A 26360-nucleotide genomic window follows, 5' to 3' on the forward strand; every position below is an offset into this window, starting at 1 on the left:
CGCGCCTTTCGAGAACGACCGGAGCGCCCCATGGAAAAGAAAGACGAAATCGAAGGCCTCGCGATCCTGATTCGCGACCTGCGCAAGCACAAGAACGTGACCCTGGGCGAGCTTGCCACGCGCATTGACCGCTCGGTGGGCTTCCTCTCCCAGGTGGAGCGCGGTCTGTCTCGTCCGACGGTGGCAGACCTGACCGCCATCAGCGAGGCGCTGGGCGTTCCCACCACCTACTTCTACTACCTGAACAAGCCCCGCGAGACGCCCTGGGTGACCCGCCCGGGCGAGCGCCGCACGCTGTACTACGCCGGTGGCATCACCGATGTGCTGGCTTCGCCCACCATGTCTGGCGGCTTTTCCATGCTGGAGAGCCACCTGGCACCCGGCGCCACCAGTGGCGAAGGTCATCTGGACGACAGCTCCGAGCAGGGCGGTTTCGTGCTCGAAGGCGAGCTGACCGTCTGGTACGGCGATGACGCCGCGCCCGTGACCCTCTACCCGAACGACAGCTTCCAGCTGCCGCCCCATGCCCAGTTCCGTTACGCCAATCTTTCCGACAAACCAACGCGGGTGCTTTGGGTGTTTACCTGAAGCGACAAGCTCGCAGGACCGCAGTGATGACAACAACAAACCAGTACCCCGACCTGCTCAGCGAAGTACGTGCTTTCCGTGCGCAGTACCCGGACGTTCGCTATGTCGACCTGATCTGCCTGGATATTCCCGGCCACTTCTACGGCAAGCGTTACCCCGTGGAAATGGTGGAGAAAGTGGCCGCCGGCAGCCCGCTGAAAGTGCCGCAGAACTGCGTGCTGCTGGGCACCCAGGGCGGGCTCTACCCCATCGGTGACTACTGCTTCGCCGACGGTGATCCGGACGCCCCGCGCCGTCTGGTGCCCGGCACCCTGAAGCCTGTGAGCTGGGAGAAGGAGCCGCTGGGCCAGATGCTCATCACCTCCGACGGTACTGAAGCGCCCATCGAATTCGAGCCCCGCGAGGTGCTGGCGCGCGTGCTGCAGCGCCTGGAAAAGCGTGGAATTCGTCCGGTGGTGGCCTTCGAACTGGAGTTTTACCTGTTCGACCGCAAGCTCAAGGACGGCCTGCCGCAGTTCCCCCGCGATCCGCTCTGCGAGGACGAGGACGACCAGCCGAACATGCACATCGAGCGCCTGTCGCGGTTCTCCAGCGTGCTGCATGAAATGGTCGAGGCTGCCAACGAGCAGGGCGTTGCCGCCAACGTCATTACCGCGGAGCTCGGCCCGGGCCAGTTCGAGATCAACTTCGGCCATTGCGACGACGGCCTCAAGGCTGCCGACTGGGCCGCCCTGTTCTGCCGCAGCACCCGTGGCGTGGCGATGAAGCACGGCCATCGCGCCAGCTTCATGAGCAAGCCTTACCTGAACGCGCCGGGCAGCGGCATGCACGTGCACGTCAGCCTCTATGACCGTTACGGCAACAACCTGCTGGCCGCCAACGACCAGCGTCCGCTGCGCCACGCGGTGGCCGGTTGCCTGGATCTGCTGCCGCACTGCATGCCGATCTTCGCCGCCAACCACAACGCTTTCCGCCGCTACGGTGCCATGGTCAACGCCGCCAGCCGCGCCAGCTGGGGCTTCGAAGACCGCGATGCGTGCATCCGCATCCCCGAGTCCGACGGCCGCAACCTGCGCATCGAACACCGCCTGGCCGGCGCAGACGCCAACCCTTACCTGGTGCTGGCGGCCATCCTCACCGGCATGGAACACGGCCTGGACGCAGCCCGCGACCCCATCGCCCCGCTGAACGAAGACCGTGCAAGCGGCATCGACTTCCCCAAGGACATGCTCACCGCCGTGACCGCCATGCGCAGCCACCCCGTGGTGAACGAAGGCCTGGGCAGCGAATTCGTGATGGTTTATTGCGAGAACAAGCGCCAGGAGTACCTGGACTTCATGAACGAAGTCAGCGCGCGGGAGTACCGCTGGTACCTGTGAACTCGGAGCCCATGTAGGTTGGGCAGAGCGCAGCGAAGCCCAACATGGCGGCCTGCCTGATGTGCCGCATCGTTGGGCCGCGCTGCGCTTGGCGCCAACCTACGGCGAGTCGGCGCCGAAGGCCTTCAGCAAATCCTCCACGAAAGCCACCTGCGCTTCACTCGGTTGCCGTCCGCGATGGCGGGTGAGGTGGAACTGCACGCGGTAGCCGGTCTCCTCCGGCAGCAGCGCCCGTAGCTGCCCACTGGCCTCCCAGGGCTCGGCGATGTGTTCCGGCAGGTAGCCGATATGCGCCCCGGAAAGCACGAACGCCAGGCTGCATTCCACCTGCTCGGTGCGCGCACTGCTGGGGCCGCTTTTAAAGGGCTGCCGGGCTTCTTCGAAGCGGTAGGGGTGATGCACCAGGTCGCAGCTGGAAATATCCTCCAGACCTACCTCGGCGCGGTCGAACAGCGGATGCCCGACCCCGCAGAACAACCGTTGCTGTTCACTGAACAGCGGCTGGTAGTCCAGCGCCGCCTGGGTGCCGGAGAAGTAACCGATGGCCAGGTGCAGTTGGTCCTGCAGCAGGCGCCGCTCCAACTCGGCGGGCATGGCGCTGATCAGCTCGAACTGCACCGCCTGGTTGCGTTGGCGAAAGCGCCCGATGGCCGCGCCCAGGCGTTGAAGGACCTGGTTGTCGAGGGATTCGGAAAGGCCGATGCGCAGCTCGCCCAAGAGCAGGCCGGACATGCCCCGGGCTTCCCCCTTGAACGTCTCGATGGCGCCGAACAGCTTGCGCGTGGCGGCCAGTACCTGCTCGCCCTTCGGGGTCAGGCGGAAACCCGCCTTGCCGCGTTCGCAGAGGCGGAAGCCCAGGCGCGTTTCCAGCTTGGCCATCTGCGTGCTGATGGTGGACTGGCCGATGCCCAGTTCGCCCTGGGCCGCGCTGAAGCCGCCGCTTTCCACCACCATGACGAAGATGCGCAGCAGTTGCAGGTCGAGGTCGTGGAGCTGGCTGAGCATGTCGGCACCAAACATTGATAGTTATAGATGCCAAAGTAGAACACTTCATATTTATCCAAAGCAAAGCCCGGCGCAGCATGGCCCCACCTGCAACCCCCCCAGGAGCCCATCATGCGTTGTCCCTTGTTGCTTGCCGCCCTGTTCGCCTGCGCCTTGCCCGTACAGGCCGAAGACAAGGCGCTGAACCTCTACAGCTGGTCGGCCTACATCCCCGAGAAGGCCCTGCAAGGCTTCAAGACTGAGACCGGCATCGACGTCAAATACGACATCTTCGACAGCGCCGAGGCCCTCGACGCCAAGCTGCTCACCGGTGGCAGTGGTTATGACGTGGTCTTCCCCGCCAGCAGCGGCCTGGCCCGCGCCATCCAGGCCAAGGCGGTGCAGCCCGTGCAACGCGAGCGCCTGAAGAACTTCGCCAACCTCGATGCCGAGCTGCTCGCCAAGCTGGCCACCGTCGACCCCGACAATCGTTTCGGCGTGCCCTACACCTGGGGCACCGTGGGCCTGGGTATCAACAGGGAAGCGGTGGCCAAGCGCGTTCCCGATGCGCCGCTGAACAGCCTCGACCTGCTGTTCAAGCCGGAATACGCCAGCCTTCTCAAGGACTGCGGCATTGCCGTGATCGACTCGCCGCAGGAGGTGATCAGCGTCGCCCTGCATTACCTCGGCAAGGCCCCGTACAGCACCGACAAGGCTGACCTCAAGGCGGTACAGGAGCTGTTCGCCCAGTTGCAGCCTAATGTGCGCTATGTAGGCGCCGGTAAGCACATCAACGACCTGGCCAAGGGTGAGATCTGCCTGGCCCTGACCTACAACGGCGATGCCGCCATCGCGGCCGACCAGGCCCGCCAGGCGAAGATGCCCTTCGAAGTGATCTACCGGATTCCCCGCGAAGGCACGCTGATCTGGTTCGACACCATGGTCATCCCCTCCGACGCGCCGCACCCCGAGGCCGCCCATGCCTTCATCGATTACATGCTGCGCCCCGAGGCCATCGCCGAGCTGACCAACAGCCAGTTCTTCGCCAACGCCAACAAGGCCGCTACCCCACTGCTGGCGCCCGAGGTGGCCGGCGATCCGGATATCTACCCGAGCAAGGACGTGCGCGACCGTCTGTTCGGGGAGCAGATCCAGTCGCTCAAGGACCAGCGCGCCCGCACCCGCCTCTGGACTAGTTTCCGTACCCAGTACTGATTGCCCTCTCCCCCAGCCCCTCTCCCTGAAGAGGAGAGGGGAGCCAAACCGATGGAGCCCGATATGGACCACGCCTTCGACAACGATCAGGCCATTACCCGCGACAGCCTTTACGGCACCGCAGCCGAACCCACCTATGCCGGCATCACCAGCTTCATGCGCCGCCGCTACAGCCGCGACCTGCGCGGCGTCGATCTGGTGGTGAGCGGGGTGCCCTTCGACACCGCCACCACCAACCGTCCCGGCAGCCGCTTCGGGCCGCGCGCCATCCGCGCCGCCTCGGTGCAGATGGCCTGGGCCCGGCATTACCCCTGGGAGTTCGACCCCTTCGACCACCTGGCGGTGATCGACTACGGCGACTGCGCCTTCGACCACGGCACCCCGCAGGACACCCCCGAGATCATCCAGGCCCATGCGGCGCGCATTCTCGAATCCGGCGCAGCCATGCTCACCCTGGGCGGCGATCACTTCATCAGCTACCCGCTGCTGAAAGCCCACGCGGCGAAGCACGGCCCGCTGTCGCTGATCCACTTCGACGCCCACAGCGATACCTGGCCGGACGAAGAGGTGAAGCGCATCGACCACGGCACCATGTTCTATCACGCCGCCTGTGAGGGCCTGGTGGACCCGTCGCGCTCGGTGCAGGTGGGCCTGCGTACCACCAATGACGACGTGATGGGCTTCCAGGTGCTGGATGCCCGCGAAGTGCATCGGCACACGCCGGAGCAGATCGCCGAGCGCATCCGCGCGCGGGTGGGCGACAACCCGGTGTACCTGACCTTCGACATCGACTGCCTTGACCCCGCCTTCGCACCCGGCACCGGCACGCCGGTGTGCGGGGGGCTTTCCAGCCACCAGGCGCTGGAAATCCTCCGCGGCCTGCGCGGCATCAACCTGGTAGGCATGGACGTGGTGGAAGTCGCGCCGCCCTACGACAACGCCGAAGTCACCGCCCTGGCTGGCGCGACCCTGGCGATGGAGATGGTTTGCCTATACGCGGCGCGGCATAAGCTCGGGATGAAGTAAGCGGTCCGGTGTAGGGTGGAAATCGCTCTTCATTTCCACCATTCGGCGATCGACCGGGCCGCGAATGGTGGACCAGTGGAGCGTGGTCCACTGACTCGGACGTCCGATGGAGCGCGGACTGGCTCCCCTCGCCCTTCAGGGAGAGGGGCTGGGGAGAGGGTAGCGGAGGTCGAAAAAAGACGCGGGCCCAACCACGGGCCCGCGTTTTCACGCACGAAATCTATGGGGTGATCAGTTCACGCAGCCCGATGCGCGCCTCGCGGAACAGCCGCGCATCCATCAATGTCGGTTCGCGCACGATGGGGCGGAAATCCATGCGTTGCAGGATGTCTCGCTCCAGGTCGACGCCGGGGGCGATCTCGATCAGTTCCAACCCCTCAAGGGTCAGGCGGAACACACAGCGCTCGGTGACGTAGAGCACTGGCTTGCCCGACTCGGCAGCCAGCCTGCCGGCGAAGGTGCGGTGTTCCACCTCGCGGACGAACTTGCGCACCTCACCGTCCTGCACGATGCGCAGGGCGCTGTCTTCGATACGGATGTCCTGTTGGCCGGCGCTGAAGGTGCCGACAAAGACCACCGCCTTGGCGTTCTGGCTGATGTTGATGAAGCCACCGGCGCCGGCCAGGCGGGTGCCGAAGCGCGAGACGTTGAGGTTGCCCTCGGCATCGGCCTGGGCCAGGCCGAGGAAGGCAATGTCTAGGCCGCCGCCGTCGTAGAAGTCGAACTGGTAGGGCTGGTCGATCAGCGCGCTGTGATTGCTCGCCGCGCCGAAGTCCAGGCCGGAGGCGGGCACGCCGCCGATCACGCCGGGCTCGGCGGTCAGGGTCAGCAGGTCGATCACGCCTTCCTCGGCGGCTACCGCCGCGACTCCTTCGGGCATGCCGATGCCGAGGTTGACCACCGCGCCCGGCGGCAGCTCCAGGGCGGCGCGGCGGGCGATCAGCTTGCGCAGGTCGAGCGGCATGGGCGCCAGGCTGTCCACCGGTACCCGCACTTCGGCGGCGAAGGCCGGGTTGTAGGCGGTGGCGAAGGTCTGCTGGTGGTTCTCCGGGCTGGCCACCACCACGCAGTCGACGAGTATGCCGGGGATCTTCACATCACGCGGGTTGAGTGAATCCCGCGCAACCACGCGCTCCACCTGGGCGATCACCAGGCCGCCGGAGTTGCGCGCGGCCATGGCGATGGCGAGGCTCTCGATGGTCAGCGCCTCGCGCTCCATGGAGAGGTTGCCGTCCTCGTCGGCGCTGGTGGCGCGGATCACCCCGACGTGAATCGGGAAAGCCTTGTAGAACAGATAGTCGTCGCCCTCGATGGGCATGCGTCGAACCAGTTCCTCGGTGGTCCGTGCATTGAGCTTGCCGCCACCGAATTCGGGGTCGACGAAGGTGCCCAGGCCGACCTTGGAAAGCTGACCCGGCTTGCCTGCGGCAATGTCGCGGAACAGCTGGGAGATCACCCCCTGGGGCAGGTTGTAGGCCTCGATACGGTTTTCCACCGCCAGCTTTTGCAGGCCCGGCACCAGGCCCCAGTGTCCGCCGATCACCCGGCGTACCAGACCTTCGTGGGCCAGGTGGTTGAGGCCACGGCGCTTGCCGTCGCCTTGCCCGGCCGCGTACACCAGCGTCAAATTGCGGGGCGCCTGTTCGGCGGCGAAGCGCTGTTCCAGGGCGATGGCGATTTCCTCGGCGAAACCGATGCCGACGAAACCACCGGTGGCCAGGTTTGCGTTGTCCGGAATCCGGGCCACCGCTTCGGCGGCGCTCATCACTTTGCTCATGGTGTTCCTCGAGCTATGCAAACGGGGTGTGGAAACTGTAGGGGCGAATTCATTCGCCATGCGGGACAACGTCCTGCCCCGGGGTCTTGAGGGGGCCCCTGTGCGGCCCTTGGCGAATGAATTCGTCCCTACAAAAGAGCCGCCTGGGTGCAGTATCAGAAACTGCCGAACGCGGTCCCCAGCACGATCACCAACACCAGCGGCACCACCGGCAGCAAGGCGCTGGTCATGAACACGTACTTGTAGGAGTCGCGGTGGGTCAGCTTGCAGATGGCCAGCAGGGTGATTACCGCGCCGTTGTGCGGCAGGGTGTCGAGGCTGCCGGAAGCCAGCGCGGCGACCCGGTGCAACAGCTCGGGGCTGATCCCGGCGGCATTGGCCATTTCCAGGTACTGCGCGCCAAGGGCCTTGAGGGCGATGGACATGCCGCCGGAGGCCGAGCCCGTGATCCCGGCCAGTGCGCTGACCGTCAGGGCTTCGGACACCAGCGGGTTGCCCGGCGCGACGTTGAGCAGGAAATCGCGGATCACCACGAAGCCGGCCAGGGAGGCGATCACGCTGCCGTAGCCCACTTCGGAGGCGGTGTTGAGCACCGGCAGCATGGCGCCGAAGGTGCCGTCGTTGACACTCTTCTTCAGGTTGGTCCAGTGCCGCCAATGCAGTGCCACCAGCAGGGTGATGGCGGTGGTGAGGGCGATGATGATGGCCCAGATGCCGATCAGCGACTTGGCGTCCTGCAGCCCGCCGAACTCAGGCTTGGCCAGGTAGCTGGTGTCGATGCCGGGCAGGTAGACCTTGGCCATCAGGAAGTTCAGCACGATGACCACCAGGATCGGCAGCAACGCCAGCCAGAAGCCGGTGCTCGGCTGGGTATCCTGACCCTGCGGATCGTCGGCATGCTCGCCATAGCCTTCACCAGCGGCAATCAGCTTGCGTGCTTCGTTGTTCAGCCACCAGGAACCCAGGGCGAAGATCACCACGCCAGCGAGCAGGCCAAGGCCGGGAGCGGCGAAGGTGTCAGTACCGAAGAAAGGGATCGGGATGGCGTTGGTGATGGCTGGGGTGCCGGGCAGGGCCGTCATGGTGAAGGTGAAGGAGCCCAGGGCGATGGCGCCCGGCAGGATGCGCTTGGGAATGCCCGCCTCGCGGAACAGCGCCGCGCCGATGGGATAGACCGCGAAGGCCACCACGAACAGCGAGACGCCACCGTAGGTGAGGATGCCGCAGGCGATGACGATGGCCAGCACGGCGCGGGAGCTGCCGATCTTGCTGACGATGCCGTGGGCGATGGCGCGGGCGGACCCCGAGTCGTCCATCAACTTGCCGAAGATGGCCCCGAGCATGAACAGCGGGAAGAACTGGATCAGGTAGCCGCCGAGCGCCTTCATGAAGACCTGGGTGTAGGTCGGCAGCAGCAGCGCCGCGTCGCCGGCGAACAACACCGCGAGCAGGGCGAGCAGGGGCGCGAGAAGCAGGACGTTGATGCCTCGGTAGGCGAGGTACATCAGCAGAGCGAGAGAAATCAGGATTCCTAGGGTGCCCATGGGGACTTCCTTCTTGTTGTTGTTTTCCGCTGCGTCGGGGCGGCGTGTAGGAGGCGTTAGAGCGAAAGCTGTGCCAGAAGTGGGTTTTTGGCTCTGTAACGGCTCTGGGACAGGGTTTCTGAGAACCCAGGAGGGCTTGGATGGTCGTGATGTGATTGTCCAGAATTCTGGGCGGTGACCAGGTATCTGGACGTTATTCGGGTGGGCTGTCCATAAAGCTGGACGCTCAGGAAGGGTTCAATTCGCTCCCACAGGACGTCTTCCTGGAATCTCCTGCCTACAACCCATGCACCTGCAACTTGTTGTACAGGCTCGCCCGGGCGATGCCGAGCTGTTCGGCGGCCTGGGTGCGGTTGCCGTTACAGGCGGCCAGGGCGGCCAGGATGGCCTGGCGTTCAGCGGCGGCCATGCTGTCGGCCAGGGGGCGGACCTCGCCGGTGACAGGCGCGGGCGGTGGTGCAGGGGATGCAACGGGAGCGCCGGCCGGCAGCGGATTTACCAGCAGGGCGCGAAGGGTCTCGGCGCCGAGGGGGCCGGCGTCGCTGCTCATCTGGGCCCGTTCCAGCAGGTTGCGCAGTTCGCGCACATTGCCCGGCCAGGGCTGCGCCTGGAGCAGTTGCAGGGCGTCTGCGGCCAGCTCCAGGGGCGGCTGGCCGGAGCGGCTGGCGATGTCGTCCAGCAGGTGTTCGATCAGCGCCGGCAGGTCTTCACGCCGTTCGCGCAGGGGCGGCAGGCGCAGGGCCAGCACGTTGAGCCGGTAGTAGAGGTCTTCGCGGAACTGTCCGGCAGCCACCTTCGCTTCCAGGTCCACATGGGTGGCGGCGATCACCCGTACGTTCAGCGCCTTCACCTGATTGGAACCCAGCGGCTCCACCTCCTGCTCCTGCAGCACGCGGAGCATCTTGGCCTGCAGCGGCAGCGGCAGGTCGCCAATCTCGTCGAGGAACAGGGTGCCGCCGTCGGCCAGCTCGAACTTGCCGGCGCGGCCGCGTTTGTCTGCGCCGGTGAAGGCGCCGGGGGCGGTGCCGAAGAGTTCGGCTTCCACCAGGGATTCGGGTATGGCCGCGACGTTCACCGCAACGAAGGGCCCGTTGGCGCGCAGCGACAGGTTGTGGATGCCCTGGGCCAGCAATTCCTTGCCCGTGCCGGTTTCGCCACGCAGCAGCACCGTGGCGTCCAGTTGTGCGGCGCGGCGGGCCTGGCGCTTGACCTCGCTGGCGGCGGCGCTGGTGCCGATGAAGCCGGCGATGGTGTAACGGGCGCGGCGGGCCTTGGCCAGTTCGCGCTGGGTGGCAGCGAGCTGGGTCTGCAACTGGTTGTACTTGGCCATGACCGGTTGCAGGTGGCGGGCACGGTCGAACAGCACGAAGCCCAGCGCACCCACCAGCGTGCCGTCTTCATCGCGCAGGGGAATGCGGGTGACCACGAAGTGCTCGTCGCCGAAGGCCATCAGGTCGAGCATGCTCGGCTGGCCGTTCTGCACCACTTCGCGCAGGCGGCTGGCGGGCAGCACCTCTTCGATTTCCTTGCCGAGCACGCTGCGCGGGTCGCGGATGCCGACCTTCTCGGCGTACTTGTCGTTGATCCAGACGATTCGCGCCTGGCGATTCACCGCAATGGTGCCTTCGCACTGGGCGTTGAGGTGGTCGAACAGCAGTGGCATCGCCACTTCGCGGAACCGTTCGGGAGAGACGCCGATGACCAGACCGTTCTGGTCGATGTCTTCGCTGGCGATGGGCATGAAAGGGGCATCCGGCTGAATCATCGGGCAGCGATTATGGCATCGTCCGCGCGCTGTACATCATCGCCAATCGTTACGCCACGTAGGATGCGTAGAGCGGAGCGAAACCCGTCAAGCGGTTGCCCAGTCCGGGCGCTAATCCACCATCTTGATCAGCAGGATGCCCGCGGTAACCACGCAGGCCGCGAGGATGCGGCGGATGCCGAAGGGCTCCTTGAACACCAGGCTGGCGATGATGGCGGCAATGATCACGCTGCTTTCGCGCAGGGCGGCGACCTTGGCCACGTTGTCCAGGGTCATGGCGAACAGCACCAGGCCGTAGGCCACGCAGTAGTTGAAGCCGCCGAACAGGCCGATGCGCCAGTTGTCGCGGGCGAAGCGCAGTACCAGCGGGCCACGGCGCATCCAGGCGAGCAGCGGGATAGTCATGCTCTGCATCAGCGTCAGATACACCACGAACTGCAGCACGTTGTCGGCACGGCGCACACCCTGGGCGTCGATCAGCGTGTAGAGCGCCACGCCGGCCCCCGCCAGCGCTGCGCAACCCAGCGCCTTGAGGGAACTGGATTCCAGGCGGGTGGAGAGCAGGCTGAGGATGCCGACGGAAATCAGCACGATGCCCAGCAGCATGGCGCCGGAAAGGTGTTCGCCGAACAGCAGTCCCACACAGAGCGCTACCAGCAGCGGCGGCAGGCCGCGCACCACCGGGTAGACCTGGCCGAAGTCGCCGTAGTGGTAGGCGCGGATCAGCAGCAGGCGATAGAGCGTGTTCACCACGACCGAAAGACCGATCAGCCCCCAGACCACTAGCGGCGGCGGGCTGACCAGGGGCAGCAGGGCAACGCTGAAGCAGAAGGCCACGCCATCCACCAGGGCCATCGACGAGAGCCGATCACTGCCGGCCTTGATCACCGCGTTCCAGCTGGCGTGCATCAGGGCGGAGAGCAGGACCACCAGGGTGGCGAGGTCGGTGTCAGCGAGCACGGGGGACTCCAGCGGCGGTAGAGCAGGGCGGATGTTGCGTAGCGTGCGGGCTCATCAGTCCATCATTCAAATCGTTTATCGTTATCCGTCGAATAAGTCCTGCTGATGGAATAACCATGAACCTCTTCCAGCTTCGCGCCTTCGATGCGGTGGTCCGCGAGGGCAGCTTCACCCGCGCCGCCGAGCGCCTGTGCATCAGCCAGCCGGCGGTGACCGGGCATATCAAGGCGCTGGAAGAGCACTATCAGGTGCGCCTGCTGCGCCGCTCTGCGCGCCAGGTGGAACCTACCGAGCTGGGTCGCCGCCTGGCCGCCATCAGCCACCCGCTGTTCGCCCTGGCGGAACAGGCCGAGGATCTGCTGAAGACTAGCCAGGCGCTGGAGTCCGGCCGCCTTGACCTCGCCGCGGACAGCCCGCACCTAGTGATGCCACTGCTGGCGAAGATGCGTGAGCGCCATCCCGGCGTGACCATCAACCTGCGTCTGGGCAACACCCAGGAAACCCTTACCGCGCTGAATGGCGAGCGGGTGGACCTGGCGCTGATCAGCGACATGAGCGAGCGCCCCGGCCTGCGCCTGCAACCCATTGGCGAGGCGCGGCTGTGCCTGTTGCTGCCAGCGGCGCACCCGTGGATCGGTACGCGCAATGAGGTGGCCCTGAATGAGCTGCGCGGTGAAGTGCTGTTGCAGCGCGAGCCCGCCTCCCTGACCCGGCGCACCTTCGAAAAGGCCTGCACTGAGCAGGGCCTGGAATTGCGCGCGGCGCTGGAGCTGAACAGCCGCGAAGCGGTGATCGAGGCCGTGGCGGCGGGGCTCGGGGTGAGCATCCTGTACTCGCTGGAAGTGCCCCGTGATCCACGGGTGGCGGCACTGCCACTGAAGGGCGAAGGGCTGGTCAGCCGGCACTACCTGGCGTGCCTGGAGAGCTATGCGGAATTGCGGGTGGTGAGGGCTTTCTTCGAAGTGGCGGCGGATGCCCTCTCCCCCAACCCCTCTCCCTGAAGGGCGAGGGGAGCCATTCTGTGCCGCCTCGAAATCCACAGTCCCGTAGGTTGGTGTAGAGCGAAGCGAAACCCAACGATTCCCGGTTGGGCCGGGCGTTGGGCTTCGCGTAGCTCAGCCACAACCTACAAGAGCCGCCCTCACAGTGTCACGGCCAAACCCGTTCGCCCGCCCCCGGTTCCTCCCGCCACGCCTGCAACGACCGCGTCGGCAGGTCAAAGTACTCCCGCGTGCGGGCATAGCCGTGGCCACCCATGCGGCCGATGGCGTCGAGGCCGAGTTGGTCGATGTAGAGGGTTTTCGGGTCGATCAGCTCGTCGCGTACATGAACCATCAGCACTTCACCGAGGATGATTTCCCGCGACTGGCCGATGGACAGGCCCATCATCCGCCGGCACTCCAGGGCCACCGGTGCCTCGGCAATGTACGGGCAGCCGACACGGCTGCCGGGCAGGGCGGTGAGTCCGGCGGCGAGCAGTTCATCGAAGCCGGGTTCGAAGGGCACGGCGCAGACGTTCATGGCTTCCACCAGGGCATCGGAGACGATGTTCACGGTGAATTCCTGGTTCAGCAGGATGTTGCGCGTGGTGTCCTTGGGACTGAGGTCGGCGTGATTCTCCACGCCTAGGGCGAGAATCGGCGGGTCGGCGGACAGCGCGTTGAAGAAACTGAAGGGCGCGGCATTGGCGCGGCCTTCGCCGTCCACCGTGGTGACCAGGGCGATGGGCCGGGGCACCACGCTGCCGATGAGGATCTTGTACTTCTCGCGGGGGCTCAGTTGAGCGAAGTCGAAGCTCAGCATGGGGTGATCTCTGGTTATTGGTCGGGCTGGCTGGCGAGGGTGCAAAGCGGGCGTTCCACACTCCAAGCGTCGGCGAAGGGGATTGCCGGCTGGAACAGGCCGCGCCAGTCGGGCTGGCCGAAGGCACGGTCGGCGTGGCTCTGCATCAGTTTGTGGAACTGGCGCTGGGCCTGGTGTTGCAGGTCGCGGTAATCGACGCCGTTGACCTGGCCGCCTTCCATCACGCAGCGGCCGTCGATCCAACTGGCGATGCAGTCGTCGCCACGGCCGGCAAGGATCAGGTTCTTCAGCGGGTCGAACAGCGGGCCCAGGTGCAGGCCGTCGAGGTTGAAGACGGTGATATCCGCCTTGGCGCCAGGGGCGAGGCGGCCGAGGTCGTCGCGGCCCAGGGCCTTGGCGCCGCCGAGGGTGGCGGCGTTGTACAGGTCGAGGGCGCTGGTGTCGGCGCTACCGCCTTCCTTGATGCGGGCGATGTTCAGGCCCTGGCGCATGTTGTCCAGCAGGTCTGCCGGCCAGGTGTCGGTGCCCAGGGCGAAGTTGATGCCCCGGGCGCGATAGCGGCTGAAGGAGTCCAGTGCTTCGCCATCGCGGGCGAACACCACCGGGCAGTGGACCAGGCTGGTGCCGCTGTCTGCGAGGCGCGCGAGGTCATCGTCGCCTTCGATGTAGATGCCATGGGGCAGCACGGTGCGTGGGCCGAGCAGGTCCAGCTGCTCCAACCAGGCCAGCGGGGCCTTGCCCCGCAGCGTCTTCACCCGTGCCACTTCGCCTGTCCCCTGGCAGCAATGCAGGCGCACCGGGGCGGCCAGTTCGCGGCTGAGGGCATTAGTGCGTTGCAGCAGTGCCGGGGTGCAGGTCTGGATGCGGTCGGGCAGCAGCGCGCCGCGAATCAGTCCGTCGTGGGCACCGTCGAAGTCGCGGAAGAAGCGTTCGGCGGCGTCCAGCCCGGCCAGGCCGCGGGGCTCGTCCCAGTGTTCGGCGAGGCTGCCGTCTGCCTGCAAGTACTGCATGCCGCTCATGTAGCAGGGTCCGAGGTAGGTGCGCAGGCCCAGCTCGGCGGCAACGTCCGCAACCTCCGCGAATTCGTCGTAGGTTTCCGCCCACTCGCGGTAGTACATGGAGGTGATCGGCATGGCGGTGGTGATGCCGTTGCGGATCAGTTGGGTGAAGGCGTAGCGGTACTTGAAGACTTCTTCCTCGAAGCTGTAGCTCTCCCGTGGGCCTCGGACGAGGTACTCCGCCGACCACATCCGGCCCATGCCGCGCTCATCGCCGTTGTCCAGGCAGAGCACGGTGGAATCGAGGTCGCCGAGAGCGTCCAGGTCGATGAAGCCGGGGCCGAGCAGGGCATTGCCGTAGTCGATCCACTGGTCCACCGGGCCAGGAAATCCCCGGCCGACGAACAGGATGCGCGAGCCTTCGATCACCACTTCGCCATCGCGCCAGAGCACATGGCGCTGGCCGTCGAAGCCCACCACGCAGCTCGCTTTCAGGCCGACGCGCGGTGCGCTCACAGGCGGCTCTCCAGCGGGCGGCCCTGGGCGGCGATCAGTTTTCCGGCGCGATAGACCTGGCGCTGCGGCCGTGCCACCACGGCTTCGCCGAGGCTTTGCGCGTCCATCAGCAGGAAGTCTGCGCTGCTGCCTATGACCAGGCCGTGTTCCGCCAGACCGAGGGCTCTGGCGCCGTTCTGGCTGGCGGCGTCGAAGGCGGCGGCCAGTTCCTCGTCCTTGGCGAGGTCGAAGCGGAAGGCCAGGAGCATCGCGCGCTCCAGCATGTCGCCGTTGCCCATGGGCGACCAGGCGTCGCGAATGCCATCGGAGCCCAGGCAAAGGTTCACGCCCGCTTGGCTCAGGGCGAGGAAGGGCGGCACGGCGCAGTCGGCTGGAGCCGAGCTCATCAGCGAGATATCCAGTGCGGCCAGGCGCTCGGCCAGTGGTTTGACCTGGCTCCAGGGCGCCATCCCCAGGCAGTAGGCGTGGCTGATCATCACCCGGCCCTGGCGGTTGAACCGCTCGGTGTAGTCGGCGACGCGGGCGATCTGCCAGAGGCCCAGTTCGCCCTTGTCGTGTAGGTGAATGTCCACGCCGCGGTCGAACTCGGCGGCCAGGCCGAAGACGATGTCCAGCTGGGCGATGGGGTCGTTGTCGATGCCGCAGGGGTCGAGGCCGCCCACGTTCTCGACGCCCAGGCCCATGGCTTCGCGCATCAGCTCGGCGGTGCCCGGGCGGCTGACCAGGCCGGTCTGCGGGAACACCACCAACTCGAGGTCGATCAGGTCGCGATAGTGCTCGCGCAGGGCCTGCATGGCCTCGACGTGGCGCAGGCCGAATTCGGGGTCGATGTCCACATGACAGCGCATGGTCAGCGAGCCACGGGCGATGCAGTTTTCCAGCAGCGCGCCGGCGCGCTCGGCGATGGGCGCGGTGACTTCGCGCAGCACGCGGCGCTCGTTGGCGATGTAGTCCTTCAGCGTCGGGCCGGCGCTGTTGGGGCGCCAGGGCTGGCCCCAGAGGGTCTTGTCCAGGTGAATGTGGCTTTCCACCAGGGCGCAGGTCATCAGCTGGCCGGCGCCGTCGATATCAGAGGCGGCCAGCGGTGCATCGCTCGCCGGGCGGCGCTCGGCGAATCGGCCGTTCTGGATGAGGAAGTCTTCGGCCGCGCCGCCGAAGGGGCGGACATTGCGCAGCCAATAGGTGTCGGTCATGGGGACCTCGTGGGCAGATTGCAAAGGTTGGGGGACCGCTGCGCGGTCCTTCGCGAATGAATTCGCTCCCACAGGTGGGTTCAGTTCGTAGGATGGGTCGGGCGGCGTTCCGCGAGCGAAGCGAAACCCATGCTGCCGTGCACGGATCGATGGGTTTCGCTTCGCTCTACCTCATCCTACAAAAGCGATGTCAGCCCTTGAGCTTGGACCAGATGCGGTCTTGCAGCTCGCGGGCCTGGTTGCTGCATTCCTTCTCGGGGCGCAGGCGCTCGGCGTACTCGTCCGGCATGTTGATGGCGTCCATCACCTTCCACTTCTTGTCCAGCAGCGCATCGCTGTCGATGCCGTTGGCGTAGGCGATGGCGTTGGACACAGCGGCGGCGTTCTCGGGCTTCATCATCCAGTCGATGAAGACCTTGGCGTTGCCCGGGTGCGGCGCGCTTTTCGGCACGGCGAAGTTGTCCTGGAACATGGCCACGCCTTCGCGCGGGTAGACGTACTTGATGCTGCTCTTTTGCAGCGTGGCGCGGGCGGTGGAGCCGTTCCAGTTCTGCATCATGATGACCTCGCCCGAAGCCATGCGGTCCACGGTGTTGTCAGAGCTGTACATCTTCAGGAAGGGCTTCTGCTTCTGCAGCAGTTCGAGGATGCGCTTGGCGTCCTGCGGGTTTTCGCTGCATTCGTCCACACCCAGGTAGTGGCTGGCGGCGTTGATCACGCTGCTCGGCGTATCCAGCGCAGCGAGCTGGCCCTGCAGTTCGGGACGCGGTTCGAAGAATTCCTTCCAGGAGTCGTCCAGCTTGCCGCCCGTCACCCGCGCGCTGTCATAGGAGAAGCCCGTGGTGCCCCAGAGGTAGGGCGCCGAGTACTTGCGGCCGGGGTCGAAGTCGGGGTTGCGGAAGGCCGGTTTCACGTGGGCGAAGTTCGGCAGGCTCGGCGTGTCGATTTCCTGCAGGTAGCCCTGTTCGATCAGGGTGCGCATGATCGAGTGCGACGGCACGATCACGTCGTAGGCCGCGCCGCCGGCCTGCAGCTTGGCCAGCAGGGTCTCGTTGCTGTCGTAGCCGTCCATGGTGACCTTGATGCCGGTTTCCTTCTCGAACTTGGCGAGCAGTTCCACCGGGTAGTAGTCGGTCCAGTTGTAGAAGAACAGTTCCTTGGGCTCGTCCGCCTGGGCAAAGGCGGCGGCGAAACAGCTCAGGGTCAGACCGGCTACCCCATGACGCAATGCTTTCAACTTCATTGTTTTTCTCCGGGTTGAAGAACAGGTTGGGCAGAGGTGGAACAGGTTTCAGGCGGCGGGTTTGCCTCGCTGGCCGAGCCAGTAGGAGAGCACCACCAGGACGATGGAGATCAGCAGCATCAGGGTCGAGATGGCGTTGATCTCCGGCGTTACCCCGGCCTTGATGGCCGAGAAGATGTAGACCGGCAGCGTGGTCGAGCCGGGGCCGGCGACGAAGAAGGTCATGATGAAGTCGTCGAGGCTGACCACGAACGCCAGCACCGCGCCGGACAGCACGGCCGGGAACAGCAGCGGCAGGGTCACCCGGCGGAAGGTGTGGAAGGGGTTGGCGTAGAGGTCGTTGGCCGCTTCCAGCAGGCTTTTGTCCAGGTCGTTCAGGCGTGCGCGGATCGGCAGGTAGGCGAACGGGATGCAGAAGCCGATGTGGGCGATGATCACCGTCAGCAGGCCAAGCTTGATGCCAAGCGCCATGAACAGCAGCAGAGTGGCCACGGCTGTGACGATCTCCGGCAGGATCAGCGGCAGGTTGATGCCGCCTTCCACCATCTTCTGGCCATAGAACGGTTTGTAGGTGGCCAGTGCCGCCAGCAGGGCGATGGCGGTGGCGCAGACGGTGGCGATGCCGGCGACGATCACTGAGTTCAACGCTGCCGCCTGGATCGACGGGTTGGCGAGGATGCGCCCGTACCAGGCGAAGGAGAACTCGGTCCACACGGTGGCCGTGCGGTTGGCGTTGAAGCTGTAGGCGATCAGCACCAGGATCGGCAGGTACAGGTAGGCCAGTACCAGCAGGCTGGTTTCGCGGGTCAGCGGCAGTTTCTTCAGGTGAGAGGCGATCATCAGCGGGCTCCCTGGCGGACGGCCTTGGCGGCTTTCTTGGCGTAGAGGGCGTAGAGCACCAGGGCCAGCAGCATCAGCCCGAGCAGGAGGAAGGACAGCGAGCTGCCCAGCGGCCAGTTGCGCGCGGTGCCGAACTGCTGCTGGATCAGGTTGCCGATCATCAGAGTCTTGCCGCCGCCGAGGATGGCGGGGGTGATGAAGGCGCCGAGGCTCGGCACGAACACCAGCAGCGAGCCGGCGACAACGCCCGGCATGGACAGCGGCAGGATCACCCGGCGCAAGGCCTTCCAGCGGTTGGCGCCGAGGTCATAGGCGGCTTCCACCAGGCGCCAGTCGAGCTTCTCCAGGGTGGAGTAGATCGGCAGGATCATGAACGGCAGGAAGCTGTAGACCAGTCCGACCACCACTGCGAAATCGTTGTACAGCAGGGTGATGCCGTCGGCCTGCGGGAACAGCGCATTGAGGCTCTGGGCCAGCCAGCCGTGCTCGCGCAGGATGATCAGCCACGCGTAATTGCGGATCAGCAGGTTGGTCCAGAACGGGATGGTGATCAGCAGCACCATGATGTTGCGCGAACGCTCGCTGAGGCTGGTCATCCACAGGGCTACCGGGAAACCGACGAGGAAGCACAGCAGCGTCGTGCCACCGGCCTGCAGCACCGAGCGCAGCAGGGCCTGGGCGTAGACCCAGTTCAGTTCGAGGTTGCCGTCGAAATCTTCCTGGAAGAACAGCTGGATGTAGCTCTGCCACTGCCAGTCGGCGCTCCAGTCCACGCCACCGTAGAGGTTGCGCGGCAGCAGGCTGATGTAGCCCATGATGCCCAGCGGAATGGCGATCAGGCAGAGCAGGGTGAGCAGCACCGGCGACAGCAATAACAGCCGGTTGAGGCTGGGGGAGGTGGCGCTGACGCTCATCTCAGGCCTCCATCAGCAGGCAGGCATGCGGCGGCAGGTGCACCGCCACGGTCGAGCCCACGGCACGGGCGCTGGTGGCGCCTTCGTTGCTTTCCCGCAGCATCACCTTGGCGTCGTTCGCCAGGCGGCATTGGTAGAGGGTGGCGTTACCAACGTAGAGCACGGCTTCGATCACCCCGCGCAGGTGGTACGGTTGCGACGCGTCTACCAGCTTCGAACGCTCCGGGCGGAAGGCCAGTTGTACCTTGCCGGCGTCCAGCCCGGCCGAAGGCGCGCAGGGGATTTCCACCGGCAGGCCTTCGGGTTGGAACAGGCTGCCGTTCTGCGCGCAGCGCTTGAGATTGCCGGGGAGGAAGTTGATGTCGCCGATGAAATGGGCGACGAAACGGTGCTGCGGGCGTTCGTAGATATCGTTGGGGGTGCCGATCTGCAGGATTTTTCCGGCGGACATCACCGCGATGCGGTCGGAGAGGGTCAGCGCCTCTTCCTGGTCGTGGGTGACGAAGATGAAGGTGATGCCGGCTTCCTGCTGGACGCGCTTGAGCTCCACCTGCATCTCCTTGCGCAGCTTGAGGTCCAGTGCGGAGAGGGGTTCGTCCAGCAGCAGCACGTCCGGGCGCGGCGCCAGTGCGCGGGCCAGGGCCACGCGCTGTTGCTGGCCGCCGGACAGTTCGGCGGGGCGGCGGCGGGCCAGGTGTTCCATCTGCACCAGGGCCAGCATTTCCTTGACCCGCGCGGGAATGGCGCTGCGCTCCAGCCCCTGCATCTCCAGGCCGAAGGCGATATTCTCGGCCACGCTCATATGCGGGAAGAGCGCGTAGTTCTGGAACACGGTGTTGACCCGGCGCTTATAGGGCGGCAACTGGTCCACGCGCTGCCCGCCGATCTCGATGGAGCCTGAGCTGACCTGCTCGAAGCCTGCAATGGAGCGCAGCAGGGTGGTCTTGCCGCAGCCCGACGGGCCGAGGAGGGTGAAGAATTCGTTGTGGCGGATGCTGACCGAAACGTCGTCGAGCGCCGGTGCCACCTCGGGGTCATCGGTGTAGCGCTTGCTGACGCGTTGCACCTCGATGGAGGATGTGTGCTTCATAGTGGTGCATTCCTCTTGTTTTTGTATGCAAAAATTGAATGCAATCTAGAAATACTCGGATTATGCTGACAACGCAACCGGGTTTTTCTCCCTGCTCGCTTCCCGCAGGCCCCGGGTTGCGAACGCACTTACGGAGTCACGAATGGAAGACAAGAAGCTGGAAACCACGGTCGACCGCGTCTACCAGGGGGTTTACCAGGCCATCAGCAACCGCTCGCTGCGGCCCGGCATGAAACTGGGCGAAGCGTCCCTGGCGGAGCTGTTCAATGTGAGCCGCACCTCGGTGCGCGCGGCGCTGAAGCAACTGGAGGCCGATGGCCTGGTTTCTTCCGAACCGAACAAGGGTTGTTGGGTGTCGCTACCCAGCGATGAGGAAATCCGCTCGCTGTTCGAGACCCGCCGACTGGTCGAGATCGGCATCGTCACCGAGCTTTGCCGGCGGCGGGACAGCGCGGCCATGCAGGACCTTCGCGAGCACCTGCTGCTGGAGGAGGCGGCGCGCCGCGAGCACGACCACCAGCGGCTGATCCACCTGCTCGGCGAGTTCCACATCAAGCTGGCCGAGGCGCTGAACAACCCGGTGTTGCTGGACTGGTTCCGCAAGCTGATTTCCCGCGCCTCGCTCTATGTCGCCGCGCTGGACGACGAGCGTCATGACGCCTGTCGCGATGACGAACACCTGCGCCTGATCGAGTTCATCGAGGCCGGCAACCAGAACGCCGCCATCGAATTGACCTGCTTCCACCTGGCGGCCATCGAAACCGCCATCGTCGCGTCGGCTGGCAAGCTCAAGGCCCACTACAACCCGCTGAAACACCTGATCGAGACCTGACCTCGGCCATGAAAATCCAGCTGATCAACCCGAACACGAGCGTCGCCATGACCACCGGCCTGGCCGAAGCCGCCAGCCACCTGCTGCGCCCCGGCAACCAGTTGCTGGCAGTGACCAACGGAGCCGGCCCGGCCTCCATCGAAGGCCACTACGACGAGGCGCTCTGCGTGCCCGGGCTGCTTCAGGCTATTCGCGATGGCGAGCGGCACGGCGCTGAAGGGCATGTGATTGCTTGCTTCGGCGACCCGGGCCTGCTGGCCGCGCGGGAAATCGCCCGCTATCCGGTGATCGGCATCGCCGAGGCGGCCATGCACCTGGCCACCTGGGTGGCCACCGGCTTCAGCATCGTCACCACCCTGGGGCGTACCAAGGTCATCGCCCGCCACCTGGTGGAACGTTATGGCTTCCACCCGCATTGCCGGGGCATACACGCCGTGGAAATCCCGGTGCTGGCGCTGGATCAGGACCCGGCCGGGTTGTTCCGCCTGATGCGTACGGCTTGCCTGGACGCGCTGGAGCGCGACGAATCCGGCGCCATCGTCCTCGGCTGCGCCGGCATGAGCCACCTGGCGCAGGGGTTACAGGATGAAATCGGCGTGCCGGTGATCGATGGCGTCAGTGCTGCGTTGAAGATGGTGGAGCTGCTGGGTGAACTGCGCCTCTCCACCAGCAAGCGCGGCGACCTCGACTTCCCCCTGCCCAAGCCCTATGCGGGCTTTCTGCGAGGCTTCGCGGTCGGCGTCTGAGCGGACTTGCAGGGGGGGCGGACCGTACGAGGTGTGGAATCCCAGCCACACCCGAGGGCATGACAGTGGGAGACGCTACAAACGAGCCTTGTAGGCCAGCAATGGCGAGCCGCAGTAGGAGTTCTCGGAAGAAGGGTGGCGCCGATGCGCGCCGCAGTGAAGTTCTGCATCAGTCCGGGGGCATCAACTTGTCGAGGGTGTACGGCTCGCCTATGGTGACTTGGGGTCGGCGTAGGGCTAATTACTGCTGGCGATGGTTGAGCCGCGCACGGGAAAAATCCCAGGGTACTGAGTGGTGCGTTGCTCGCCCTCCCGGTAAAGCCGGGTGTTGCTTTTTAAAGGCTTGACCTGAGTCGATTTTCAAGAAACCAGGCTCCCGATACCTCAGGGTCAATGTGGGGCGCGCACACCGCCCACGACCGGGGCGATGACATCCTCGCCCACGCATTGCCCAGGGAGCAGGAGGGGGCACAACCTCGCGCATCACGCGTCAAGGAGCACCGTATGAGTAAGTACAAAGTTGGTTACTTGGTCGGCAGTCTCTCGAGCACCTCGATCAATCGTTTGCTGTCGAAGGCGCTGATTCGCGTGGCGCCGACGGAGCTGGAACTGGTCGAGATCCCGATCAAGGACCTGCCGCTTTACAGCCAGGATCACGATGCCGACTTTCCTCCGGTCGCGCGCGCCTTCAAACAGGCCATCGCCGATGTTGATGCCATTCTCTTCGTGACGCCGGAATTCAATCGCTCGATTCCAGGTGGTCTGAAGAACGCGATCGATTGGGCAAGCCGTCCCTGGGGCCAGAACTCCTTCGCCCGCAAGCCTTCAGGTGTGATTGGTACGTCCCCCGGCTCGATCGGCACCGCAGTGGCTCAGAGCCAGCTGCGCGGCGTGCTGTGCTTCTGCAACGCGCCCCTGATGAATACGGTAGAGGCCTACATCCAGTTCAAGCCCGGTCTCATCACGGAGGATGGGCAGATTACCGACGAGTCGACAGCCGATTTTCTGCGCAACTACATGAACGAGCTGCATGCCTTCATCGTGCGAGTATTGACCGTGCTGCCGCGCGTCACCTGATATCTCGAACCGATATTGCCCCGGGATCGATCGCGACCGCGAGCGAGAGCATTGAGCCGAGCCCTCAGAACCCGGTGGACGTCCGGGTTCTGAGGGCAAGCGGAACGCCTGCTCAGGCTCCGCCTCGATCATCGCCGGGGCCATCATCGGCGCCGCGGCCTACGCCGTGCGCTTCGCCCACGTCATGACCGGCCCCGTCGTCCGCACTGTGACCAACACCGTGCGGTCCGCCGACATCGTGGCCAGGACCATCATCCGCGCCGTGTCCTACGCCATGCGGTCCACCGGCCTCATGATTGGCGCCATGGTCGTCGCCACGCCCACTGTTAGCGCTGCCCGGACCACTGTTACTCCCGCGGCCGCTGCCATCACCACTGTGGCCTGATCCACTATGCCCACCGCCGCCATCCCCACCATGGCCACCGCCGTGACCGCCACCACCACCGCCGTGACCGCCACCACCACCGCCGTGACCGCCACCACCACCACCGTGACCACCGCCACCGCCACCGCCACCGCCACCCCCGCTGCCACCCTCCTTGGCATATACGCTGGAAAAACTGGCGATTGAGTCCGGCACCAGTACGATCGAGGCCGATAGAAGTCCGCCAATGGCCAGGGCCAATAGGCATTTTTGTATACGCATGACAAACCTCCGCCTTTGTTTTCTTGGCTCCACACTCCCGGCATGTCATGACGTTGAAAGCCGGCGCGTGCTGAGGGACCAAAAGTTCTGCGCACGAGAATCTTTTCGTGCGCAATGGGTGGGTATTGCAGTCAGGTTCTTTTCGGCATGGCAAACCTCTTTCTCGGTTCATCTGGAAAGCGAATTCCGCTACCGGCTGGAACTGCCGCTGCAGGACGAGAGGTCGTCTCGCAGGGGACTGCCAGACCAGGCTGTCGTAGCCATCTGCTCAGGCGGTGTGCACGATCGTGTGATCCAGATGGTTTAGCGTGCTGAGGATCTGCTCGGATGCGGCGAGGGCCGGGGCCATCGACCAGCGATTGAAACGGACGTTGCCGATTCGCACCATGCCGGTATGGCTGGCCTTGTTGTCGTCGATCAGCGGATCGGGATCGTAGAAACCCAGCCCGTAACGCAGCCGTTCCATATCGGTGGGGTCGCCGGTGAGGAACAGCCAGCCCGGCTTGATCCGGTACTGCTCGGCGTACGCCTTGAGCAGCCGTGGGGTATCCAGTTCCGGCTGCAGAGTCAGCGAATAGAGGAAGACATCGCGCCCAGCCCGTTCGCCGAGCAGCTTCTGCACGCCCAGCAGGTTGGCGGTGATGGTCGGACAGCGGTCGCCGCAGGCGGTGTACATCATGTTGATCAGCACGACCCGATCCCGGAGCAGGTCGTCATAGAACTTCACCGCCCTGCCTTCGTGGGTATAGAGCGTCACGTTCGGCAACGGAGTTGCGTGGGGGCCGTCGCTACGGGTGCTCAGCGAGGATTGCCCGGCAAGGTTGCCGGCGTGCCAGGCGGCGAGTCCGAGTGCAGCGGTGCCCAAGCCAGTCAGGAGATTTCTGCGAGTGCTCATTGGTACGTCTCCGTAATCATGGATAAGGGGGCTTGCTCAACTGCTGCCTTCGCTTGTGCTGCTGCCACCGCTGTCGTCATCGGCTTCGATGTCCCAACGCACCATCATCATGTGGTCTTCGTGGATCATGTTGTGGCAGTGCATGACGTACTTGCCGGCGAAGTCGCGAAAGCGCAGGAAGATGCGCGTCGACGAGTTTTCCCCGAGGACGAAGACATCCTTGCGCCCTCGCTCATGGGCAGGTATCGGCACGCTCTTGCCATCGACGACCTTGCTGAGCACGCGCCCCTCTTCGAAGTGGATATGCACCGGGTGATGCCAGCCACCGCTCGGGCTGACCAGCTCCCAGATCTCGCAGCTGCCCTGGCGGATTTGCGCACTGACTTTCTGGACGTTGAAGATCTGGTCATTGACTGTCCACAGGCCACCTTTGCGACCGAAAACCCAGCTTCGGACCCTGGCGTTCTTCAGTTCGTCGGCGGTGATGGGCCGCAGTTCGCGCAGCTTGGGCGGTATCCGGCTGTTGTCGGGGGCGGTGCGGTTGACCACCAGCTTGAGGATGGGCGTGCCCGGCGCGCGGATGTCCTTCGGACCGCGGGTGCTGTCCTGGCGCAGGCGGTTGACCAGGTACAACTCGGTGCCCAGCGGATACTTGGAGAAGTCGACAATGATGTCGCCGCGCTCGGCCACCCCCAACTCCACCTTGGTCTGGTTGTACAGCGGCGCTGGCAGCAGGTTGCCGTCATTGGCGATGTAGGTGAACGGCTGCACGCGGTTGTTCGCGCCAACCAGGTAGAGTGCATAGAAACGACTGGGGCCGCTGTTGAGCAGACGCAGACGGTACTTGCGTGCGGCGACGTTGAGCACGGGCTCGATTTTGCCATTGACCAGAGTCTTGTCGCCGAGGGTGCCTTCGGGGTTGAGCTGGTCGAAGTAGAGCATGCCGTTGAGGTCGAAACGGCGATCGCAGATGTTCAGCGGATAGTCATAGGCACCGCTGGGCAGGTGCAGCGCGTTGGGGTTGGGATCGTTTTCATCGCCTGAATCCAACTCGTCATACAACAAGTAGAACCCTGCCAGGCCGCGATACACATTGGCGGCGGTGAAATCCAGGCAATGGTCATGGAAGAACAACGTGCCCAGGGCTTCGCGGGGGTCGCCGCGGCCGTTGCCGAGCTCGTCATAGCCTGCGCAGATGTTGGGATAGAAATGGTCCTTGTAGCTGCCCGGGGCTGAGAGTGTCGGGCCGGCCTTGTCGGCGCGGTAGTAGTCGCCGGGGAAGCCATCGCTCTCGGACGGCGCATGCAGGTTGTGCAGGTGGGTGGAGATTTCCGGGGTGCCGAAGCCCTGGTGATCCAGCGGCAGATCGTTGTGCATGCGCAGCATTATGGGGCTGCCGTAGCGGGCCACGATCATCGGACAGAACAGCTCCGGCGCCGGCACGTTGGGCTGGTAGCTCCACACCGGCTGGGCGGGCAGGGCGGGGTTGAACACCCAGCTGCGCTGCACCGCATGCAGCTCGTACATGGTCGGCTCGCGGGGGCAGAGTTCGTCATAGCGCTGATGGTCGTCGCGGCCACATTCACCGTGCTCCAGGTCCGCTGCCACCAAGTGGTCGGGGAGTAGCGCGCTGACCGGCTGGAGCGGGACGATGGCATCCGGCAACTGCTCGACCCAGGGAATGGTCAGGGGGCTGGGTGGGACCACCGGCGCGCCAACGTCATCGTCAGCGCCTTTGGCGAGGGCCGCGCCCTGTTTCAGCAGCACGGGCGTGGCGACAGCCGCGGCGCTCAGTTTTAGAAAGGTGCGTCTGCTCGGGAGATCATCGGCAGTCGCAGGCGGGGTATCGGGGGATTTACGGTCACTGGTTTTCATCGTCCATCTCCGGCTGCTCGTCAGGCGTGGTTCAAGGCAAGACCTTGGCGAGCGGGGGACCGTGAAGGGCAGGGGCGAGGCGGGTTGCTGCGAATAGCCTGGCTACCCGGTGATGCACTGCACTGCTGTCCATGCTGGGTCACCTCTTGTTGCAGAGCGGACCGCGACACACAGAGTTGCTGGCAGGCCCACTGCAGTTGGTCAGGGCAAGTGCCATGCCATTAGCCGAAACCGACCCATCAGTGTCCACGCAGCCATCGGCGTGCGCGGCTTTGCGCTCCGTTGCGGAGAACAGGGGCGGTGGCAGATGGGGTAGGGGATGTCCCCAGGTCTGGGGTCGAATGGGTGATGGAGCGCAGGGTTGGGGGTATCCGTTGGGGGCTTCACCCCCGCGACACTGGCCAGGCCCCTCCCCCGGCGGAGGGCGCGGTCGCCCGCCGCCTTTACTTCTTCT

The 26360-nt window shown here is 65.2% G+C and carries 23 protein-coding genes; 9 read left to right on the top strand and 14 right to left on the bottom strand.

What is annotated here, in order from left to right; all coding sequences use genetic code 11:
* Positions 1-30 precede the first annotated feature (30 nt).
* Positions 31-588, top strand: a complete 558-nt coding sequence (locus THL1_RS02270) for a helix-turn-helix domain-containing protein (protein ID WP_069081766.1) — start codon at positions 31-33, stop codon at positions 586-588.
* A 26-nt stretch (positions 589-614) separates the two neighbouring features.
* Entirely contained in the window at positions 615-1967 is a 1353-nt protein-coding gene (locus THL1_RS02275) for a glutamine synthetase family protein (protein WP_069081767.1), read from the top strand.
* Positions 1968-2066: 99 nt separating this feature from the next.
* Here THL1_RS02275 and THL1_RS02280 read toward each other — a convergent pair whose 3' ends face one another.
* A complete protein-coding gene (locus THL1_RS02280; RefSeq protein WP_069086386.1) occupies positions 2067-2972 on the bottom strand; it encodes a LysR family transcriptional regulator in 906 nt (301 codons plus the stop codon).
* A 111-nt stretch (positions 2973-3083) separates the two neighbouring features.
* Between THL1_RS02280 and THL1_RS02285 the strand changes: the two genes are divergently transcribed.
* On the top strand, positions 3084-4166 hold the full coding sequence (locus THL1_RS02285; protein ID WP_069081768.1) for a polyamine ABC transporter substrate-binding protein: 1083 nt from the start codon (positions 3084-3086) through the stop codon (positions 4164-4166).
* 63 nt (positions 4167-4229) lie between these two features.
* Positions 4230-5192: an agmatinase gene (gene speB, locus THL1_RS02290; RefSeq protein WP_069081769.1), complete on the top strand. Its 963-nt coding sequence runs from the start codon at positions 4230-4232 to the stop codon at positions 5190-5192.
* A 220-nt stretch (positions 5193-5412) separates the two neighbouring features.
* Here the strand turns inward: speB and THL1_RS02295 are convergent, their stop codons facing one another.
* The 4 genes from THL1_RS02295 to THL1_RS02310 all read right to left on the bottom strand — a co-directional run bounded on the left by THL1_RS02295 (position 5413) and on the right by THL1_RS02310 (position 11238).
* Positions 5413-6969, bottom strand: a complete 1557-nt coding sequence (locus tag THL1_RS02295) for an acyl CoA:acetate/3-ketoacid CoA transferase (protein WP_069081770.1) — start codon at positions 6967-6969, stop codon at positions 5413-5415.
* A gap of 155 nt (positions 6970-7124) precedes the next feature.
* A complete protein-coding gene (locus tag THL1_RS02300; RefSeq protein ID WP_069081771.1) occupies positions 7125-8513 on the bottom strand; it encodes a GntP family permease in 1389 nt (462 codons plus the stop codon).
* A gap of 277 nt (positions 8514-8790) precedes the next feature.
* The gene (locus tag THL1_RS02305; protein ID WP_069081772.1) at positions 8791-10254 is read right to left on the bottom strand and encodes a sigma-54 interaction domain-containing protein; all 1464 of its coding nucleotides are present in this window, start codon (positions 10252-10254) and stop codon (positions 8791-8793) included.
* A 135-nt stretch (positions 10255-10389) separates the two neighbouring features.
* Positions 10390-11238 (bottom strand): EamA family transporter, encoded by an 849-nt coding sequence (locus tag THL1_RS02310; protein ID WP_145928246.1) that lies wholly within the window; start codon positions 11236-11238, stop codon positions 10390-10392.
* A 116-nt stretch (positions 11239-11354) separates the two neighbouring features.
* On the opposite strand from THL1_RS02310, the gene THL1_RS02315 reads away from it, so the two are divergent.
* Positions 11355-12239, top strand: a complete 885-nt coding sequence (locus tag THL1_RS02315) for a LysR substrate-binding domain-containing protein (RefSeq protein ID WP_069081773.1) — start codon at positions 11355-11357, stop codon at positions 12237-12239.
* A 148-nt stretch (positions 12240-12387) separates the two neighbouring features.
* On the opposite strand, the gene THL1_RS02320 is transcribed toward THL1_RS02315, so the two are convergent.
* From THL1_RS02320 to THL1_RS02350, 7 genes are all read right to left on the bottom strand, one after another.
* Positions 12388-13041, bottom strand: a complete 654-nt coding sequence (locus THL1_RS02320) for a flavin reductase family protein (protein WP_069081774.1) — start codon at positions 13039-13041, stop codon at positions 12388-12390.
* Between the two features lie 14 nt (positions 13042-13055).
* Positions 13056-14555 (bottom strand): amidohydrolase family protein, encoded by a 1500-nt coding sequence (locus THL1_RS02325; protein ID WP_069081775.1) that lies wholly within the window; start codon positions 14553-14555, stop codon positions 13056-13058.
* Entirely contained in the window at positions 14552-15748 is a 1197-nt protein-coding gene (locus tag THL1_RS02330) for an amidohydrolase family protein (protein ID WP_069081776.1), read from the bottom strand. Before THL1_RS02330 ends, THL1_RS02325 begins: the two co-directional genes overlap by 4 nt.
* 190 nt (positions 15749-15938) lie before the next feature.
* Entirely contained in the window at positions 15939-16991 is a 1053-nt protein-coding gene (locus THL1_RS02335; protein WP_069081777.1) for an extracellular solute-binding protein, read from the bottom strand.
* 48 nt (positions 16992-17039) lie between these two features.
* Entirely contained in the window at positions 17040-17831 is a 792-nt protein-coding gene (locus tag THL1_RS02340; RefSeq protein WP_069081778.1) for an ABC transporter permease, read from the bottom strand.
* Positions 17831-18745: an ABC transporter permease gene (locus THL1_RS02345; protein WP_069081779.1), complete on the bottom strand. Its 915-nt coding sequence runs from the start codon at positions 18743-18745 to the stop codon at positions 17831-17833. Before THL1_RS02345 ends, THL1_RS02340 begins: the two co-directional genes overlap by 1 nt.
* 1 nt (position 18746) lies before the next feature.
* A complete protein-coding gene (locus tag THL1_RS02350; protein ID WP_069081780.1) occupies positions 18747-19835 on the bottom strand; it encodes an ABC transporter ATP-binding protein in 1089 nt (362 codons plus the stop codon).
* A 142-nt stretch (positions 19836-19977) separates the two neighbouring features.
* Between THL1_RS02350 and THL1_RS02355 the strand changes: the two genes are divergently transcribed.
* From THL1_RS02355 to THL1_RS31225, 4 genes are all read left to right on the top strand, one after another.
* Complete coding sequence (locus THL1_RS02355) at positions 19978-20667, top strand: GntR family transcriptional regulator (protein ID WP_069081781.1); 690 nt, start codon at positions 19978-19980, stop codon at positions 20665-20667.
* Positions 20668-20675: 8 nt separating this feature from the next.
* Positions 20676-21413, top strand: coding sequence for an aspartate/glutamate racemase family protein (locus THL1_RS02360; protein WP_069081782.1), 738 nt, complete (start codon positions 20676-20678; stop codon positions 21411-21413).
* A 504-nt stretch (positions 21414-21917) separates the two neighbouring features.
* Complete coding sequence (locus tag THL1_RS02365) at positions 21918-22490, top strand: NADPH-dependent FMN reductase (protein ID WP_069081783.1); 573 nt, start codon at positions 21918-21920, stop codon at positions 22488-22490.
* A gap of 391 nt (positions 22491-22881) precedes the next feature.
* Entirely contained in the window at positions 22882-23061 is a 180-nt protein-coding gene (locus tag THL1_RS31225; RefSeq protein ID WP_069081785.1) for a hypothetical protein, read from the top strand.
* A 343-nt stretch (positions 23062-23404) separates the two neighbouring features.
* On the opposite strand, the gene THL1_RS02380 is transcribed toward THL1_RS31225, so the two are convergent.
* A complete protein-coding gene (locus THL1_RS02380; protein ID WP_069081786.1) occupies positions 23405-24031 on the bottom strand; it encodes an SCO family protein in 627 nt (208 codons plus the stop codon).
* A gap of 36 nt (positions 24032-24067) precedes the next feature.
* Complete coding sequence (locus THL1_RS02385) at positions 24068-25906, bottom strand: multicopper oxidase family protein (protein WP_069081787.1); 1839 nt, start codon at positions 25904-25906, stop codon at positions 24068-24070.
* Positions 25907-26360: the final 454 nt, after the last annotated feature.

Source organism: Pseudomonas sp. TCU-HL1 (assembly GCF_001708505.1).
In the GTDB taxonomy this organism is placed as follows: Bacteria; Pseudomonadota; Gammaproteobacteria; order Pseudomonadales; family Pseudomonadaceae; genus Metapseudomonas.